General features: G+C 71.3%; 15 protein-coding genes. 10 read left to right on the plus strand and 5 right to left on the minus strand.

Annotation, left to right across the window (positions count from 1 at the left end; translation table 11 throughout):
• Positions 1 to 470 precede the first annotated feature (470 nt).
• From ABZ194_RS07385 to ABZ194_RS07395, 3 genes are all read left to right on the plus strand, one after another.
• Positions 471 to 1,034 (plus strand): sigma-70 family RNA polymerase sigma factor, encoded by a 564-nt coding sequence (locus ABZ194_RS07385; protein WP_355593376.1) that lies wholly within the window; start codon positions 471 to 473, stop codon positions 1,032 to 1,034.
• Positions 1,031 to 1,789: a zf-HC2 domain-containing protein gene (locus ABZ194_RS07390; protein WP_355593378.1), complete on the plus strand. Its 759-nt coding sequence runs from the start codon at positions 1,031 to 1,033 to the stop codon at positions 1,787 to 1,789. Before ABZ194_RS07385 ends, ABZ194_RS07390 begins: the two co-directional genes overlap by 4 nt.
• A 238-nt stretch (positions 1,790 to 2,027) precedes the next feature.
• Positions 2,028 to 3,356: a CHRD domain-containing protein gene (locus tag ABZ194_RS07395; protein ID WP_355593380.1), complete on the plus strand. Its 1,329-nt coding sequence runs from the start codon at positions 2,028 to 2,030 to the stop codon at positions 3,354 to 3,356.
• Positions 3,357 to 3,439: 83 nt separating this feature from the next.
• Here ABZ194_RS07395 and ABZ194_RS07400 read toward each other — a convergent pair whose 3' ends face one another.
• The 5 genes from ABZ194_RS07400 to hutU form a co-directional block, all read right to left on the minus strand.
• The gene (locus ABZ194_RS07400; protein WP_355593381.1) at positions 3,440 to 4,750 is read right to left on the minus strand and encodes a SidA/IucD/PvdA family monooxygenase; all 1,311 of its coding nucleotides are present in this window, start codon (positions 4,748 to 4,750) and stop codon (positions 3,440 to 3,442) included.
• A gap of 405 nt (positions 4,751 to 5,155) precedes the next feature.
• The gene (gene hutI / locus ABZ194_RS07405) at positions 5,156 to 6,307 is read right to left on the minus strand and encodes an imidazolonepropionase (protein WP_355593383.1); all 1,152 of its coding nucleotides are present in this window, start codon (positions 6,305 to 6,307) and stop codon (positions 5,156 to 5,158) included.
• A 17-nt stretch (positions 6,308 to 6,324) separates the two neighbouring features.
• Positions 6,325 to 7,662 (minus strand): formimidoylglutamate deiminase, encoded by a 1,338-nt coding sequence (locus ABZ194_RS07410; protein ID WP_355593385.1) that lies wholly within the window; start codon positions 7,660 to 7,662, stop codon positions 6,325 to 6,327.
• Positions 7,653 to 8,876, minus strand: a complete 1,224-nt coding sequence (locus ABZ194_RS07415; protein ID WP_355593387.1) for an allantoate amidohydrolase — start codon at positions 8,874 to 8,876, stop codon at positions 7,653 to 7,655. The genes ABZ194_RS07410 and ABZ194_RS07415 overlap by 10 nt, the downstream gene beginning before the upstream one ends.
• Positions 8,876 to 10,531 (minus strand): urocanate hydratase, encoded by a 1,656-nt coding sequence (hutU, locus tag ABZ194_RS07420; RefSeq protein ID WP_355593389.1) that lies wholly within the window; start codon positions 10,529 to 10,531, stop codon positions 8,876 to 8,878. Before hutU ends, ABZ194_RS07415 begins: the two co-directional genes overlap by 1 nt.
• Before the next feature lie 149 nt (positions 10,532 to 10,680).
• Here hutU and ABZ194_RS07425 point away from each other — a divergent pair, with 149 nt between their 5' ends.
• The 7 genes from ABZ194_RS07425 to ABZ194_RS07455 all read left to right on the plus strand — a co-directional run bounded on the left by ABZ194_RS07425 (position 10,681) and on the right by ABZ194_RS07455 (position 17,189).
• Positions 10,681 to 11,460, plus strand: coding sequence for an IclR family transcriptional regulator (locus ABZ194_RS07425; protein ID WP_355593391.1), 780 nt, complete (start codon positions 10,681 to 10,683; stop codon positions 11,458 to 11,460).
• A 226-nt stretch (positions 11,461 to 11,686) separates the two neighbouring features.
• On the plus strand, positions 11,687 to 12,943 hold the full coding sequence (locus tag ABZ194_RS07430; protein WP_355593393.1) for a Rieske 2Fe-2S domain-containing protein: 1,257 nt from the start codon (positions 11,687 to 11,689) through the stop codon (positions 12,941 to 12,943).
• On the plus strand, positions 12,936 to 13,880 hold the full coding sequence (locus tag ABZ194_RS07435; RefSeq protein WP_355593395.1) for a hypothetical protein: 945 nt from the start codon (positions 12,936 to 12,938) through the stop codon (positions 13,878 to 13,880). The genes ABZ194_RS07430 and ABZ194_RS07435 overlap by 8 nt, the downstream gene beginning before the upstream one ends.
• Positions 13,877 to 15,205 carry a peptidase dimerization domain-containing protein gene (locus ABZ194_RS07440; protein ID WP_355593397.1) on the plus strand — a complete coding sequence of 443 codons (1,329 nt, stop codon included), beginning with the start codon at positions 13,877 to 13,879 and terminating at the stop codon, positions 15,203 to 15,205. The genes ABZ194_RS07435 and ABZ194_RS07440 overlap by 4 nt, the downstream gene beginning before the upstream one ends.
• A gap of 34 nt (positions 15,206 to 15,239) precedes the next feature.
• Complete coding sequence (locus ABZ194_RS07445) at positions 15,240 to 16,148, plus strand: alpha/beta hydrolase (protein ID WP_355593399.1); 909 nt, start codon at positions 15,240 to 15,242, stop codon at positions 16,146 to 16,148.
• A complete protein-coding gene (locus tag ABZ194_RS07450; RefSeq protein WP_355593401.1) occupies positions 16,145 to 16,297 on the plus strand; it encodes a hypothetical protein in 153 nt (50 codons plus the stop codon). Before ABZ194_RS07445 ends, ABZ194_RS07450 begins: the two co-directional genes overlap by 4 nt.
• 4 nt (positions 16,298 to 16,301) lie before the next feature.
• Positions 16,302 to 17,189 (plus strand): alpha/beta fold hydrolase, encoded by an 888-nt coding sequence (locus ABZ194_RS07455; protein ID WP_355593402.1) that lies wholly within the window; start codon positions 16,302 to 16,304, stop codon positions 17,187 to 17,189.
• The last annotated feature ends 77 nt before the right edge of the window (positions 17,190 to 17,266 follow it).

Here is a 17,266-nt window from a genome sequence, read left to right on the forward strand (position 1 = left end):
TTTCGCCAGAATCCGCAAGGAGTACCTACCCATTCGGCAAGCCGTTGTCGTCGATGTGCGGCACATCGACGATTCGTCCGGATCGGATGGACGAGGCTCCACCGGAGTTCGGTGCGGTCCGGGGCTCGCGCGTCAACCCTGGAGGACCTCGGGGCGGAGAGGGGAGCGGCGCCTCCCCCCTCCGCTTTTCGGGGATCGAGTCTTTAGTCCACCTTCTTGTAGATGATCTTGAACTCGACCGGACGCCTTTACAATGTAGATTAATAAGTGTGCCGAGTACGGGACCCTCCCCGGACGCCGGTCCGCAGAAAAACCGGCCCCCGTTGAACCGGACGCCCCACCGGCCGCGTACCGCCTGCTGGATCCGGAACTCGGAGGATCTCAGCGATACGGCAGGACACGTTGTGACGGCGGTACCATCGCCGACTGATCATCCCGGCACCGAACCGACCCCCCGGAGACGTCCGACCATGGCGACGAGAGGCGGGCTGCGGCACTGGATCCGCCGCCTGCGACCCGTGACCGAACTTGACGACGAACTGGTCGTCGCCGAGCTGTACCGCGAGTATCATCGCCCGCTGCTCACCTTCGTCGTCCGCCTCACCTTCGGCGACCGGCAGTGGGCCGAGGACGTGGTCCAGGAGACCATGATCCGCGCCTGGCGCAGCGCGGATCGGCTGGACCCCGGTGTCACCTCCCTGATGCCTTGGCTGGCGACGGTGGCCAGACGTATCGTGATCGACGACCGGCGACGTAAGGAGGCGCGGCCTCAGGAGGCGGGCGAGGGACCGCTGGAGAACGTGCCGATGCCCGATGAGATGGAGGATCTCCTGCGCCAGGTGATCGTGTCCGAGGCGCTCAAGTCGCTCTCCCCCGCGCACCGGGAAATCCTCAACGAGACGATCCTGCGAGACCAGTCGGTGAACGACGCCGCCGAGCGACTCGGCATTCCGGTGGGCACCGTGAAGTCCCGGGTCTACTACGCCGTCCGGGCGTTGCGTGTGGCACTTGAGGAGAGAGGGGTGACGGCGTGAACCACCGGGTTGAGCACACCGACGTCGGCGCCTACGCCCTGGGCCTGCTGGAGGGGCGGGACCACGCGGCGTTCGAGGCTCACCTCGCGGACTGCCCGTCCTGTACGGCGGAGCTCACCGGGATGTCGGGCATCGCCGGGATACTGACAGGTGTCGGGCCCATCGGGGACGAGGCCGGCACCGTACCGGACCCGGGCATGGCCGGTGTCGCGCCGGATCGGGACAGGGACGGCGCGACACCGGCCGGCTTGATCGATCTGGTGCACCGCGGGAGACGCGCCGAACGCCGTGCTCGCAGGGGCACCTACGTGATCGCCACCGTGGCCGCGGCCGTCCTGGTCGCCGGCGGGATCACCGTGGGCGCCTCGTTCAACGACACCGGTTCCGCGGTGGTGGCGGACCATCCCGGCCACGGCCCCGCCCAGGAGATGTTCGAGCGAGGCGAGAAGCACGGGGCAACCGGCGCCATGGGCGTCTCGGGAGTCGTGGCGCTGGAGGGCAAGGGCTGGGGCACACACGCGGCCCTGCGGCTCAGGGGTGTGCGCGGGCCGCTGGAGTGCGAGCTGATCGCCGTCTCCACCTCGGGTGAGCGGCGGGTGGTGACCGGCTGGGCGGTCCCCGTCACGGGGTACGGCGTGCCCGATTCGCCCGCCCCGCTCTACGTCCACGGCGGGACCGCCCTCCCCCGGGCCGAGGTCGCCCGGTTCGAGGTGAAGGTCAACGGTGGCGGGACCCTGCTGACGATCCCCGTGTAGCCCCCTCCACGGAGCCCTTCCGGCCGTTCCTCTTTCCGCTGGCCGGCTCTCCCTGCCAGACACCCGGTTCCGAGGTGCGACGGACTACGAGATTTGTCATGCTTGAAGGGCCACGCGCGTCCCACCCCGCACATTCCGATAAATATGTACTTTTTCACATTCATAAGTTGAACCCGGCGACTATCCGCTCGCGTACGACTGGGCAAACACCCTCTGTGCCCCCATGAAGGGTTAAATCATGTCCATTCGTAAAATCGCTCTCCCTGGTCTCGCTCTCGCCGCCGGACTGCTCGGCGTCGCGGTTCTCCCGCCCGTGACCGCCCGGGCCGGATCCGATCGGCCCGCCGTCTCGGACGACGAGGTCTACCTCGCCGCCGGACTGCGCGGCGCCAACGAGGTGGGCGGCCCGGGCGACGGGGACGGCCGTGCCACCGCCGCCATCCGGATCAAGGGCAGCCAGGTGACGTTCGCGCTGAGGTGGAACAGGGTCGACACCCCGACCGCGGCCCACATCCATCTGGGCGGCGGGGGAACCAACGGCGACGTGAAGGTCGGCCTCCTCGCCAAGGCGCTGCCAAGAACCGTGCTGGGCATCACCGGCACCGTGACCGTGAACGACGCCGCGCTGCTCACCGCGCTACGCGAGAACCCCACCGGCTTCTACGCCAACCTGCACAACGGCGTGTTCCCCAAGGGCGCCGTGCGTGGCCGGTTCCACAGGCTCAACAGGCCCATCGACCTGAACGGCGTCCTCCACGGCGGTAACCAGGCCACCATCGGCTCCCTGGCCGACGGGAGCCAGGAGATCCAGGCCGACGACGGCAGGAGACGTGGCGACGCCGACGGCGCCGCCACCTGGTGGATCCGTCCCAACGGGGTGGGCCTGGCCTACACCGCCACCTGGACCGGCCTGGACAGGCCGACCAGCGGCCACATCCACCGGGGCGTCAAGGGGAGGAACGGCGACGTGGTCGCCGACCTGTTCCTCGACGCCACGGGCCTGCCCGCCAACCTGACCGGCGTGGCCGGCGAGGCCCCGGTCAGGCGCGACACCGTGAAGAAGATCACCGAGAACCCCGGCCGCCACTACACCAACCTGCGCACCGTGGAGTTCGACGGCGGCGCCGTGCGCGGCCGGCTCAGTGACGGCGCCGTCCACCCGCGTGCGGTCACCGCCCCGGTGCTCAGCGGAGCCCAGATCTACGCCTGCGCCAGGCAGCCCCTCGGCGGCTTCGCGTTCACCCAGCACAACGTGTCCGCCGTGCTGGAGAGGGGCGTCGCCCACTCCTTCGTCCAGCCCGTCGCGGGCCCACCCCGGTGGATCGCTCCCGACGGCAGCTCGGTGACCGGCAGGCTGGTCACCAGGACCCCCAGCGATGACGGGAACATCCCCGAACTCGTCCTGGACGCCGTCCAGACCGGCCACCCCACCGGATTGCTCTCCCACGCCACCCAGATCCTGCGCCTCAACACCGTCGGCGGCGTCGCCCCCACCGGCACCTGCGACCCCGCCAGGCAGCCGATCGTGAAGGTCCCCTACCGGTCCGACTACCTGTTCCTCGGCTGACCGGCGCCCGCCGGGGCGCCGGGGCACGGCGGAGACCGCCGGTCGGCGAGCCGTCCGGCGGCTCGTACGGTGCGCCGCCGACGTCAGGCGTTCACCCTCTCCCGGTAAGCGGCCTCCCGGTGGGCGGCGATGGAGCGGACGATCTCCCCGGCCCGGATCGCCGCGTTGGACAGCAGCGACGACGACAGCCCGTGGGTGTGCTCGGTGCCGCCCTGGAGATAGATCCCGCAGCGCAGGGACGGGTCGGTGGCGACGCGGTAGTCCCGTCCGACCCGCAGGCGTCCCTGCTCGTCGGTCTCGCAGAACCCGGTCAGCCCGTGCAGCATCGAGGCCGGGTCCGGCGGCCGGTAACCGGTGGCGAAGATCAGCGCGTCGCAGTCGAGCGTGCTGCGCTCGCCGGCGACCAGGTGCTCGACCTGGACCCGGACCCCGTCCCGCCGCGGGTCGAACCCGGCCATCCGCGAGGCGTTGAGGATGCGCAGCCGCTCCCGGCCCTGGGTCTTCTCCTGGTAGGAGCGCCGGTAGAGCTCCTCGATGAGATCGGCGTCGACGACGGAGTAGTTGGTGTTGCGGTGGTAGGCCAGCAGCGCCTTCTTCACCGGCTCCGGGGCGCGGTGGAAGTCGTCGACGGCCGAGGGGTCGAAGATACGGTTGGCGAAGGCGCTGTCGTCGGCCGGGCTGTAGCCGTAGCGGCCGAAGACGGCGCAGACCTCGGCTCGCGGGTAGGAGGTGTGCAGGTGCTCGACGACCTCGGCGGCGCTCTGCCCGGCACCGACCACGACGAACCTGTGGTGGACGGGCTCCGGCAGGTCTCGCAGGCGCGTCAGCAGGTCGTGGTTGTGCCAGACGCGCTCGGAGACCCGCACGTTCTCCGGCAGGTGGGGCTGGAGGCCGACGCCGAGCACGACGCTGCGGGCGGTGCCGACGACGTTCCCGTCGCCGGTGAGCACCTCTACCGCGACGATGTCCCCGTGGTCGTCCTTGACCGGCCGCAGCTCGGTGACGTGGGTGCCGTAGGCGACCTGGGCCGCGAAGTGGGCGGCGGCCCATTCGAGGTAGTCGTGGAACTCGATCCGGGTCGGGAACATCGTCTTGTGGTTGATGAAGTCGGCCAGGCGGCCGTGGGCGTGCAGGTAGGACAGGAAGCCGTACCTGCTGACGGGGTCGCGCATCGTGGCCAGGTCCTTGAGGAAGGAGACCTGCATGGTGGCGCCTTCGATGAGCATCCCCCGGTGCCAGCCGAAACCCGTCTGCCGCTCGACGAACGAGGCGCTGAGACCGACCTGGGTGGAGCCCCGGGCGTTGTGGTCACGAAGGGCGATCGCCAGGGCCAGGTTCGCGGGACCGAAACCGATCCCGATCAGATCCTGGGGTTCCTCGGGCAGTGATGACACACCGCTTCCTCTCTTCGGGCACGGCTTTTCGGGCACGGCGGAGCAACCCTCGGTCCCGGGGGCGTGATTGAACGTCGTTTGGCTTACCGAATCGATATGATTTTAGGCAAGCCTTACCTAAGATCCACGGATCACCAACAGATGTCAAGCGGTCACTTTTGACCAAAAATCACGATTCGATCAACCTTGACAGGGCGGCGGATGTGATGAAAGATAAGGGTAGGCTACCCTAATTTGGTCAATAAGCCGGGTCGCGCCGACGGAGAGCGGGGATCCAGCCGTCAGAGCCGCGCCGTCTCCCGGGGGCGTCGCCTCCCCAGAGCCCCCGGGGACGGCGGCGCCCACCGGTCTCTCACACCCGGGTGACCATCCATCGGGGCCCGTCCGCCGGAGGCGCTCCGCGACTCACCGGTGCCGCGCACCCCGCCGCCAGACGGCGGAGACCAGCGGAACCCCCGGCCGGTAGGCGAGGTGGACGTGGCTCGGGGCGTCGAGGACGACGAGGTCGGCGAGGGCCCCGGGAGTGATCCGGCCGATGTCGTCGCGGCGCAGGGCCTGCGCCCCGCCAAGGGTGGCCGCCGTGACCGCCTCGTCCGGTGTCATGCCCATCTCGCGGACGGCGACCGCGATGCAGAACGGCATCGAGCTGGTGAAGCTCGAACCGGGGTTGCAGTCGGTGGACAGCGCGACCCTCGCGCCCGCGTCCAGCAGGCGGCGGGCGCTGGGATACTCGGCGCGGGTGGAGAACTCCGCGCCGGGGAGCAGGGTGGCGACGGTCGTGCCGCCGGCGAGGGCGTCCACGTCGGCGGCGTCCAGGTGGGTGCAGTGGTCGGCCGAGGCGGCGCCCAGCTCGACGGCGAGCAGCACGCCGGGCCCGTGCCGCAGCTGGTTGGCGTGCACCCGGGGGACGAGACCCCGTCCGGCTCCCGCCGTGAGAACGGCACGGGCCTGATCACCGTCGAAGGCCCCCCGCTCGCAGAAGACGTCGATCCAGCGGGCGTGCGGGGCGCAGGCGTCGAGCATCGGGCCGGTCACCAGGTCCACGTAGGCGTCCGGGTCGGCGGCGTACTCGGGGGGGACGACGTGCGCGCCGAGATAGGTGACCTCCTCGGTGTGGGAGGCGGCGATGCGCAGGGCGCGGGCCTCGTCCTCGACGGTGAGGCCGTAACCGGACTTGCACTCGATGGTCGTCGTGCCCTGCCGGAGGGCCTCGGCGACGTAACGGGCGACGTTGGCGTCCAGCTCGGCGTCGGTGGCGGCGCGCGTCGCGGCGACGGTGACCTGGATGCCGCCCGCGGTGTAGGGACGGCCGGACATGCGGGCGTTGAACTCCGACGTGCGGTCACCCGCGAAGACGAGGTGCGCGTGCGAGTCGACGAACCCGGGAGCGGCGGCCCGTCCCCCGGCGTCCACCCGGTCGTCGGCGGCCGGGACCGCGGCCGCCGGCCCGGCCCAGGCGATACGCTCGCCGTCGACGACGATCGCGGCGTTCTCGATCGTGCCCAGCGAGGGGTCGTTGGTGAGCAGGCTGCCGATGTTGACGATGGCGGTGGCCATATGGGCGAGATCTCCGTTCAGAGGCGGGTTACCCGGGCGATCGCGTCGGCCAGGGCGGCGGGGACGTCCTCGACGAGCTGATGGACGCCGTCGCGGACGACGGCGCGTCCGCCGACCACGACGTGACGCACGTCGGCGCCGGTCGCGGCGTAGACCGCGGTCTCCGCGCCGAGCCCGGGGGGCGGGCCCGCGGTGCGTACCGAGTCGAGGGCGACGGTGGTGAAGTCGGCGAGCGCGCCCGCTTCGAGGCGGCCCGCCTCGTGCCACCCCAGGGAGGCGTGGCCGTCCTCGGTGGCGGCACGCAGCAGCTGGGCGGCACTCCAGTGGCCGCGGCGGCGGGTGCGCAGCCGCTCGTTCAGCTCCATCGCCCGCGCCTCCTCGAACAGGTCGATGACGGCGTGGCTGTCACTGCCCAGGCTGAGCGGCGATCCGGCTCGGGCGAGGTCGGCGGCCGGCCCGATTCCGTCCGCGAGATCCCGTTCCGTGGTCGGGCACATGCAGATGGTGGTGGAGGATCCGCCGAGCAGGCGGATATCCTCGCCGGTGAGGTGCGTGGCGTGAACCGCCGAGGTGCGGGGACCGAGCACCCCGTGCTCCGCCAGAAGCCGGGTCGGCGTGCGGCCGTGGGCTTCGAGGCAGGCGTCGTTCTCGGCGGTCTGCTCGCCGAGATGGACGTGGAGCGGGGCGCCGCGCTCACCGGCCCAGCCGGCGACCGTGGCCAGCTGGTCGGCGGGCACGGCGCGCACCGAGTGGATCGCCGCGCCGACGCGGGCGTGCCCGCGCTCCCCGAGCGCGGACGCGCGCGCCGCCCAGGCGTCGGCGTCGCCGTCACTGAACCGGAGCTGGTGCCCGTCCGGCGCGGCGCCGAAGCCCGAGGACAGATAGCACGTGTCGAGGAGCGTGATCCTGATGCCGGCCTGCTCAGCGGCTGTGATCAGCGCCTCGCCCATCGCGTTGGGGTCGTGGTACGGGGTGCCGCCGGGCGCGTGGTGGAGATAGTGGAACTCCCCCACGCAGGTGATGCCGGCGAGCGCCATCTCGGCGTAGACCGCGCGGGCCAGGGCGAGATATCCGTCCGGGTCGAGACGGCCCGCCACGCCGTACATGATGTCGCGCCAGGTCCAGAACGTGCCGGAACCCTCCTGCGTGGTCCCGCGCAGGGCGCGGTGGAACGCGTGCGAGTGGGCGTTGGCGAGGCCGGGGACGGTCAGGCCGCGCAGTACCTCCGCGCCCGGCGGCGGCACGGCGGCCCCCTCGCGCACGGCGGTGATCCGGCCGTCGGCGACCTCGATGACGACACCGGACCTGACGGCGGCGTCCACCCAGGCGTGCTCGGCGAAATAGATCATCCGCATGCCAGACCTTCCAGGACGTCGGCGAGCGCGGTGACCCCGGCCACGCAGTCGTCCTCCGCCGCCGTCTCCGCCGGAGAGTGGGAGACACCGGTGGGGTTGCGCACGAACAGCATGGCGGTGGGGACGGACGCGGACAGGATTCCCGCGTCGTGCCCCGCGCCCGTGGGCAGAACCGGTATCCCGTACGGCCGGGCGCCGGCCAGCAGCCCGACGACCTCGTCCCGCAGCCCGTGCGAGAACTCCACGACGGGGGTGAACGACTCGCGGGTGACCGCCACCTCGATCCCGTCCCGTTCCCCCTGCTCCAGGGCCACGCGCTCGATCTCCGCGACGAGGGCGGCCAGGGTCGGCTCGTCCGGGGCTCGCGAGTCGAGCCAGGCGCGGACGAGGCCGGGGACGGCGTTGACACCGTTGGGCTCGACGGACATCTTGCCGAAGGTGGCCAGTGCCCCTGCCGGGCCGGCCTTCGCGCGGGCGGCGATGACGGTGCCGGCGTAGGCCGGCATCGGGTCGCGCCGGTCCTCGATCCGGGTGGTGCCGGCGTGGTTCGCCTCGCCGCGGAAGTCGAACCGCCAGCGTCCGTGCGGCCAGATCGCGGAGGCGACGCCGATCGGCGAGGGGGTGTCCACGAGATATCGGCCCTGCTCGACGTGGAGCTCGACGAACACGCCGACGCGGGAGAGCCGTTCGGTGTCCGGGCCGATGGCGTCGGGGTCGTGGCCCGCGCGCTCCATCGCCTGGGCGAGCGTCACTCCGTCGCCGTCCCGCAGCTCCCGTGCCCTGCCGGGCGTGAGCCGCCCGGCGGTGAGACGCGAGCCGACGCAGGCGAGGCCGAAGCGGGCGCCCTCCTCGTCGCCGAAGTTGACGACCGCGAGCGGCCTGCTCGGGGTGACACCGCGCGAGCGCAGCTCGTCGAGGGCGGCGAACGAGGACACGACGCCGAGCGGGCCGTCGAACGCGCCGCCGTCCGGCACCGAGTCCAGGTGCGAGCCGGTCACCACCGCGTCGCCGGCCGCGGGGTCTCCGAGCCAGGCCCACTGGTTGCCGTTGCGGTCGACCTCGTAGGCGAGCCCGCGCTCCTTCGCCCGGGCGCGGAACCAGGCGCGGCAGTCCGCGTCGGCCTCCGTCCAGGCGAAGCGGCGGTAGCCGCCCGAGCCGGGGTCGCGGCCGATCGGCAGCAGTTCGGCCCACATCTGGTGGAACGTGGAGGGCATCAGTTCTCCCGCATCGGCACGCGGACCCCGAGCTCGCTCGCGACCTCGTCGGCGCGTTCGTAGCCCGCGTCGACGTGGCGGATGACGCCCATGCCCGGGTCGTTGGTGAGCACCCGGCGGATCTTCTCGCCCGCCAGGGCCGTACCGTCGGCGACGGTGACCTGGCCGGCGTGGATGGAGCGGCCGATGCCGACGCCGCCGCCGTGGTGGACGGAGACCCAGGACGCGCCCGAGGCGACGTTGACCATGGCGTTGAGCAGCGGCCAGTCGGCGATGGCGTCCGAACCGTCGAGCATCGACTCGGTCTCGCGGTACGGGGAGGCGACGGAGCCGCAGTCGAGATGGTCGCGGCCGATGACGACGGGCGCGCTCAGCTCGCCGGCGGCCACCATGTCGTTGAACCGCTCACCGGCCCTGTCGCGTTCGCCGTAACCCAGCCAGCAGATGCGCGCCGGCAGGCCCTGGAAGTGGACCTTCTCCCCGGCCAGCTTGATCCAGCGGGCGAGCGACTCGTTCTCCGGGAACAGGTCGAGGATCGCACGGTCGGTGGCCGCGATGTCCTTCGGATCCCCGGACAGAGCCGCCCAGCGGAACGGGCCCCTGCCCTCGCAGAACAGGGGGCGGATGTAGGCGGGGACGAAGCCGGGGAAGGCGAACGCCCGCTCGTAGCCGGCGAGCTGCGCCTCCCCCCGGATCGAGTTGCCGTAGTCGAAGACCTCGGCGCCCGCGTCCATGAAGCCGACCATAGCCTCCACATGCCGGGCCATGGACTCGCGGGCCCGGCTGGTGAAGTCGGCCGGTTTCTCGGCCGCGTAGGAGGCCATGTCGTGGAAGTCGACGCCGATCGGGAGGTAGGCCAGCGGGTCGTGGGCCGAGGTCTGGTCGGTCACCACGTCGATCGGCGCGCCGCCGGCGAGCAGCAGCGGCAGCAGTTCGGCGGCGTTGCCGAGCAGGCCGATGGAGAGCGGCCGGCGGGCGTCACGCGCCGTGACGGCGAGCTGGAGGGCGTGCTCGACGGAGTCGGCGCGTACGTCCAGGTAGCGGTGCTCGATGCGGCGGTCGATGGCGCGCGGGTCGCAGTCGACGCAGATGGCGACGCCGCCGTTCATGGTGACGGCGAGCGGCTGGGCGCCGCCCATGCCGCCGAGTCCGGCGGTGAGCGTGATCGTCCCAGCCAGGGAGCCGCCGAACCTCTTCTCGGCGACGGCGGCGAAGGTCTCGTAGGTGCCCTGCAGGATGCCCTGCGTGCCGATGTAGATCCAGGATCCGGCCGTCATCTGCCCGTACATCGTGAGGCCGAGCTGCTCCAGGCGCCGGAACTCCTCCCAGTTCGCCCAGTCCCCCACCAGGTTGGAGTTGGCGATGAGCACGCGCGGGGCCCACTCGTGAGTGGTCATCACGCCGACCGGGCGGCCGGACTGGACCAGCATCGTCTCGTCCTGCTTGAGCGTCTTGAGCGTGCGGACCATGGCGTCGTAGGAGCGCCAGTCGCGGGCGGCCTTGCCCGTGCCGCCGTAGACCACGAGCTTGTCGGGGTGTTCGGCGACCTCCGGGTCGAGGTTGTTCTGCAGCATTCGCAGCGCGGCCTCCTGCTGCCAGCCCCGCGTGGTGAGATCCGGACCACGAGATGCGCGGACGGGGCGTGCGCCTTCCATAGCGTCTCCCTGCCTGGGGTCGAGGGTGGTGGGTACAACAGTCCGGTTACCCGGCATGGATCCATGTAACGCCAGGCCAGAGGTCCGGCACCAGGGCGGGCACCTGTCATCTGTCTGGGATCCCAGACATTGGAGGGTATTGTCGACGGATGTCCACAGTGCCGGCCGCGGCCCAGGTGCTGGCCATCCTGCGCTATCTCGCCGGACAGGCCGGCCCGGTGGCCGCCGCGGCCATCAGCCGTGACGTCCGGTTGCCCCGCTCGACGACCTATCACCTGCTCGACACGCTGATCAGCGAGGGTTTCGTCGTACACCTGCCCGAGGAGCGGCGCTACGGCCTGGGGGTGAGCGCCTTCGAACTCGCCTCCGGCTACAGCAGGCAGGCCCCGTTCCAGCGGCTGGCCCGGGTTCCCCTGGCGAGGCTGGTCGACCGTACCGGCCACAACGCGCACCTGGCCGTGCTCCACGGCCGCGAGGTCGTCTACGTCATCGAGGAGCGGGCGCCCGGGCGCGCGCCGCTGATCACCGAGGTGGGGGTGCGGTTGCCCGCGCACCTGACCGCCAGCGGCCGGGCCATGCTGGCGCGTCTGTCACGGGCCCAGGTCCGGGCGCTGTTCCCCGACTCCTCGGCCCTCGTCCCGCGCAACGACGCCGGGCCGCGTTCGCCGTCGGCGCTCCGGCACCTGCTCACCGAGGTACGGCGCCGCGGGTACGCGGCGGAGGACGGGGAGATCACCGCGGGCTTCTCCTCCGTCGCGGTCGCCGTGCTGGATCACGGGGCCCATCCGATCGCGGCGGTGACCGTCACCTTCCCCGCCTTCGACGTCGGCCCGGCGCAACGTGGGCGGATCGCCGATCAGGCCGCCCAGACCGCGCACGAGCTGAGCCGCCGGGTGGGGGCACGCCCCGAACCGCTCCCCGGCCGCTGAGCTCGGCGGCGGACCGTCCCCCTCCGCCGCGGCCGAGCGGAACACACGCCCGGGCGACATCCATCGCCTTCTCCGATCCGGCCGTGGACCGCTCACCGGACCTTCGCCCGGCCGGACCCGGTTCGCTGAGCGGGATGCTCCGCTGGGCGGGCGGCCGTCCCGGTGATGGACTGCCCTTGCCTGGTCGGGCGCCATGGCGGGCGCTGTGAGGGAGATGGAGCGGCGAATGAGTGCAGGGGCGGACGCTCACGACAGGCCGAAAAGCACCACCGGACACCGGCCGTCCCGGCGGGGAAGGCTGCCGGGACGGCAGACCTGGTCGACCTGGCCGCACTACCAGCACGCCGTCAGCGGATTCCGGGGCTACTGGTATCCGGTGGCGTTCTCCTCCCACGTCACCCGCAGGCCGAAGGCGATCACCCTGCTGGGTGAACGGATGGTCGTCATCCGGGACGCGGGCAAGGTGTACGCGCTCAAGGATCGGTGCCCGCACCGGGGGGTTCCGCTGAGCTACGGAAGCCAGCAGTTTCCCGGCACGCTCTCCTGCGTCTACCACGGGTGGACCTTCGACCTGGAGACCGGCGACCTCAGGGCCGCGATCACGGACGGACCGCGCTCCCCCATCTGCGGCAAGGTGACCCAGCCGACCTACGACGTGGCGGAGCGCCTGGGGATGGTGTGGATCTTCGTGGGAGACGGGGAGGAGGCCACGCCGATCGACGACCAGTTGCCGGAGGAACTGCGCGACAACCCCGCGGTCATCGGCGCGCGCATCCAGAGGCGCGCGGGAAACTGGCGCTTCGCGTGCGAGAACGGCTACGACGAGGGACATGCGAAATACCTGCACCGCACCTCACTGTGGCGCCTGTTCAAGGCCATGCCGGTGTGGAACGAGACCCGGATCGTACGGCGGGGCCGCTGGATCTACCGCGTGCAGGACGCCCAGCACTGGGACGCGGACTTCCCCGGTCTGGGCAGGTGGAACAACCAGGCCTGGTTCAAACTCAGACCGCCGTCCAAGGTCACGAACATCGGCAACACGGGTGGGCACCGTGAGGTCCACCCGGCGATCGCCGCTCAGGAGTTTCCCGGTTTCGCGTCGGTGAGCATGCCCGGTGTGCTGCGGATCGCCTATCCGACCTTCATCCACTACGAGTTCTACGTGCCCGTCGACGGGGAGAACCATCTCTACGTGGGCGTCATGGCCGACTTCCGGAGAGGTCTCAGATCCCTGCCGTTCTACGTCAAGTATCTCGGCGCGATCCGCTGGCTCTTCCACGGCCAGTTCTCCGGACAGGACAGGTGGATGGTCGAGGTGACCGACGCCCCGCCGGAGCGCCTCTACCGCCCCGACGACTCGTTGCTGCAATGGCGCAGGCTGGCGGAGGACACCGCCGAGGAGCGGGTCGCGCGGCTGCGGGAGTCGGGCCTGACCGTGGCGGAGGCCCGGCCGGCGACGGAGACCGGTCCCGGCGATGGCTGAGATCGTTCTTGGTGTGGGCGCCTCCCACTCGACGCTCATGAACACCCACTGGGAGCAGGTGATCCACCGGGATCGCGCGGAGCGCTTCCGCGACGGGCTGCGGAGCGCGCGCGACGCGGTCGCGGCGTCCCGGCCCGATGTCGCGATCGTCATCGGGTCGAACCACTTCCGCGGACTCTGGCTTGATCTGATCCCCTCGTTCACGCTCGGCGTCGGCGAGGTGATCTCCTCAGGCGAGGCGGGAACCCCCTCGGGCCCGCAGCCGACGGATCCGGCCTTCGCCCAGTCCGTCGCCCGGTTCCTGGTGGAGGGGGGCACCGAGGTGGCGATCTCCGCCAGGCTGCAGATCGATCACGGTCAGAGCCACGCGGTCCAGTACGTCCTCCGCGACCTCGACCTGCCCGTGGTGCCGCTGGTGGTGAACGCGTTCGCCGCGCCGCTCCCGCTCATGTCGCGCTGCGTCGAGGTGGGCCGCAACCTCGCCGCCGCGGTGGCCGCGCTGCCCGGCGGCCTGAGGGTCGCGGTCATCGCCTCGGGCGGGCTGTCGCACCGGCTGCCCTGGCCCAGCCGCTGGCAGGAGCCCGGAAACGAGGACGAGAGGTTCCTGGTCCAGTCCTGGCTCAACGGCCGGGGCGACTGGGAGCGGTACGACGCGCGACGGCGGGAGATCACCACCGCGGCCCGGCCGGCTCTCTCCCCGGACTTCGACAGAGGGTTCCTCGCGGCACTGGAGAGAGGCGATCTCCAGCGGTACGCGGAGATGTCCACCGAGGACATCGAGGCGGCCGCCGGCAACGGAGGGCAGGAGTTGCGCAACTGGCTGATGATGGCGGCCGCGCTGGACTTCCGTCCGGGCCGGACACTGGCCTACGCGCCGATGCCCGAATGGCTGACCGGAATGGGCGTCGCGGTCATCGAGCCGGGGACCGCGCGGTGAACTCCGGCGTCGAGCGCGAGCGGCTCGTCACCGAGGCCATGGCGTCGATCACCGAAGACCGCCTGCGGGACGCGGCCGTGTCCGTCGTCTCCATCGCCAGCCCGACCGGCGGGGAGAGCCGGTTGGCCTCCTGGCTGGCCGGCCGGCTGGCCGCGGCCGGCGTCGAGGGCCGGGTGCAGCGCATCGACGACGGCCAGGCCAGCGCGGCCGGACGGCTGAGGGGGGACGGAACGGGCGCCGATCTGATGCTCTACGCGCCGATCGACACCCTGACGACCGGGGATCCCGGCCAGGACCTTCCCTGGGTCGGACCGGAACTCCGCCCCGACATGCGGGCCGAGGCGCGATGCGACGGACCTTTCGTCAGCGGCCTGGGGGCGGGCAACCCCAAGGGGCACGCGGCGTGTGTTCTCGTGGTGGCCGAGGCGCTGGCCGCGCTGCGCCCCCGGCTGGCCGGTGACCTGCTGGTGGCGTTCGGAGCGGGTGGAATGCCGACCGACGTCATCGACGGCGGCGCCTCGGGCAGGTCCAACACCGGTCACGGTGTCGGCTGCTCGTTCCTGCTCGAACGCGGCTGGCACGCCGACCACGCGGTGATCGCCAAACCCGGAGACTTCGTCGCGTACGAGGAGGTGGGGCTCTGCTGGTTCGACATCACCGTTCCCGGCGTTCACACCTACGCCGGCAGCCGGCACAGGCTGCCGTACGGCAACCCCATCGTGACCGCCGCGGAGGTCGTCACCCGGCTGGAACGGTGGCTGGAGGCCTATCCGGAGCGGCACCGTACCGCGACGGCCGCTCCACAGGGGGTGATCGGATCGATCACGGGCGGCTGGGAGCGCATGCCCGCGGTCACCCCCGCGGTCTGCCGTATCCGGCTGGACGTGCGGATCGCCCCCGGAGTCACGCCGATGGAGGTCAAGCGCGAGGTCTCGGCCTTCGTCGCCGGGCTGTCCGGGGAGCTGGGCGCGGAGCCGGCGGTCGAGATGACCCTCGCCGTTCCCGGCACCCGCACCCCGCCGGAGAGCTGGATCGTGGGCAGCGCGATCCGGGCCTGGGAGCGTGTCTCCGGACGGCCGCACGAGCCGATCGCCGACAACAGCGGCGCGACGGACGCCAACATCCTGAGAGCACGCGGAATTCCGACCGCCCGGGTCGGCATGCCCAAGGTCGTGTCGCCGGATTTCGAGGTCGACTTCGAGCGCGGGATGAACACGGTCGACGTGCGCGCCATGCGCCGGCTGTGCGAGGTGCTGCTGCGCGTGACGGTCGACTCGACCACGAGGATCCGCGCCGGGATCGACGGATCTCCGGCCTCCGGGTGACATCGCATCATGAACGACGGACAAGGAGACGAGCATGGAGCCACCGATCGGGTCGTACGCCGACGCGGGCGGTGTTACCTATCACTACCTCGACATGGGGGCGGGCAGCGACACCCTGTTCCTGCACGGAGGTGGTCCCGGCTGTACCGGGTGGAGCGACTTCGGGCCGGTGGCGCCGCTGTTCGCCGGGGACCGCCGCTGCCTGATCGTCGACCTCCTGCAGTACGGCGGGTCGGAGAAGTGCCTGATCAGCGGGCCGATGTGGGACTTCCACGCCGCCAAGACCGCCGCCCTGATGGACAGGCTGGGCGTCGAGCGCGCGGACTTCGTCTGCAACTCCTGGGGGGGCACGATCGCGCTCTGCCTGGCCGCCCGCCATCCGGAAAGGGTGCGCTCGCTGGTCGTCACCGGCAGCATGCCGGTCTTCTACGGACCGCTGGCGCCACTGCCGGAGGGCGCCCGCCGGGGTCGCAACGCCCGTGACGTCTACTACGGAGGTTCGGGACCCACCCGCGAGAAGATGCGCGACCTCATCACCCGGCTGGAGTGGTACGACGGCGGCCGCCTCCCCGAGGCCACACTCGACCTGCGCTACCGGCAGAGCCTCGACCCGGAGGAGCGGCGGCTCGCCGCGATGTCGGACTCGCCGCGTGGCGAGTGGCAGGACCTGACCGAGGAGCTCGGGCGGATCAGCGCCCCGGTCCTGTTCGTCTGGGGAATGCACGACGCCTTCCTCACGCCCGACTATCCGCTCATGCTGGCGCGCATGGTCCCGCGCGGAAGTCTGCACGTGATGGATCACGTCTCCCACCACCTTCAGGAGGAGCGGCCCTCGGCGTTCCACGCCGTCGTCACCGGATTCCTGAACTCGGTGGACGTCGACCACACGTCGGCCTCCACGGCGGACGCCACGGACCGGGGGAACGGGGGAACGCGTCCATGACGGGAAAACCGGCGGCCGCGGCGGCCGTCGTACTGGTGGTGGTCGCGGTGATCACGGTGATCGCGGTCCGCGCCCTCGCCGCCCGCAGCGGCACCCAGGTCCATCGGATCAATCAGAACAAGCCCGGCCCGGCCGATCGGCGAAGGTGACGACATGAGTATCTGGACCGAGATGAGTCCGCTGGCCCTGAGCGTTTCCCACGTCAACGCGGGTGGGGTGCCGACGCGTACTCTGCGCGCCGGATCCGGCGAGCCGGTGGTGTTCCTGCACGGGACGAGCGGTCACCTTGAGGCGTTCAGCCGCAACCTCGCCGCGCACGCCGCGGGGTACGCGTGTCACGCCATCGACATGCTGGGGCACGGCTACACCGGAAAGCCCGACCATCCGTATGAGATCCCCCACTACGTCGACCATCTGCTGGCGTATTTCGACGCGGCCGGAATCGAGCGGGCCCACGTGGTGGGAGAGTCTCTCGGCGGCTGGGTCGGGGGGCGCGCGGCGATCGACCACCCGGACCGGATCGCCAGCCTGCAGTTGCTCTGCGCCGGGGGCACCGTGGCCAACCCGGAGGTCATGGATCGGATCCGCACCAGCACCCGGCAGGCGGTGGCCTGTGACGACGTCGAACCGACCCGGCGGCGGCTGCGGCTGCTCATGGCGGATCCCGCCGACGCCACCGAGGAACTGGTGCGGATACGGCACACCATCTACCACCGGCCCGATTTCGTGTCCGGTATCGACAACCTTCTCTCCCTGCAGAACATGGAGGTACGGCAGCGCAACCTGCTCCGTCCGGACGACCTGGCGAGGATCTCCCATCCGACGCTGATCGTCTGGGGACGGCAGAACCCGTTCGGGGAGGTGCCGGAGGCGTCCGCGATGCACGAGGCCATCCCCGGCTCGCGGCTGGAGCTCTTCGAGGAGTGCGGTCACTGGCCTCAGCACGAGCAGGCCGAACGCTACAACGCGCTCAGCCTGGCCTTCCTGGCCGAGAGCTCCGCGGCGGGTTTCACGGGGCGGGCGTACGACTCGGGACGGTGATGGAGGGGCGGGAGGCGCGGGAGGGGCGATCCCGGTTCGCTGGGTGGACTTGCCCCGTTGCTCCGGCCATCCATGGG

Source organism: Streptosporangium sp. NPDC006007, from assembly GCF_040614315.1.
Lineage (GTDB): Bacteria > Actinomycetota > Actinomycetes > Streptosporangiales > Streptosporangiaceae > Streptosporangium.

Bases quoted from the DNA above. Each gene is read 5' to 3' on its own strand.
- ABZ194_RS07385 (WP_355593376.1), top strand. From the start codon at position 471: ATGGCGACGAGAGGCGGGCTGCGGCACTGGATCCGCCGCCTGCGACCC.
- ABZ194_RS07450 (WP_355593401.1), top strand. From the start codon at position 16,145: ATGACGGGAAAACCGGCGGCCGCGGCGGCCGTCGTACTGGTGGTGGTC.
- hutU (WP_355593389.1), bottom strand. From the start codon at position 10,531: ATGGAAGGCGCACGCCCCGTCCGCGCATCTCGTGGTCCGGATCTCACC.
- ABZ194_RS07445 (WP_355593399.1), top strand. From the start codon at position 15,240: ATGGAGCCACCGATCGGGTCGTACGCCGACGCGGGCGGTGTTACCTAT.
- ABZ194_RS07425 (WP_355593391.1), top strand. From the start codon at position 10,681: ATGTCCACAGTGCCGGCCGCGGCCCAGGTGCTGGCCATCCTGCGCTAT.
- ABZ194_RS07395 (WP_355593380.1), top strand. From the start codon at position 2,028: ATGTCCATTCGTAAAATCGCTCTCCCTGGTCTCGCTCTCGCCGCCGGA.
- ABZ194_RS07410 (WP_355593385.1), bottom strand. From the start codon at position 7,662: ATGCGGATGATCTATTTCGCCGAGCACGCCTGGGTGGACGCCGCCGTC.
- hutI (WP_355593383.1), bottom strand. From the start codon at position 6,307: ATGGCCACCGCCATCGTCAACATCGGCAGCCTGCTCACCAACGACCCC.
- ABZ194_RS07415 (WP_355593387.1), bottom strand. From the start codon at position 8,876: ATGCCCTCCACGTTCCACCAGATGTGGGCCGAACTGCTGCCGATCGGC.
- ABZ194_RS07430 (WP_355593393.1), top strand. From the start codon at position 11,687: ATGAGTGCAGGGGCGGACGCTCACGACAGGCCGAAAAGCACCACCGGA.
- ABZ194_RS07435 (WP_355593395.1), top strand. From the start codon at position 12,936: ATGGCTGAGATCGTTCTTGGTGTGGGCGCCTCCCACTCGACGCTCATG.
- ABZ194_RS07455 (WP_355593402.1), top strand. From the start codon at position 16,302: ATGAGTATCTGGACCGAGATGAGTCCGCTGGCCCTGAGCGTTTCCCAC.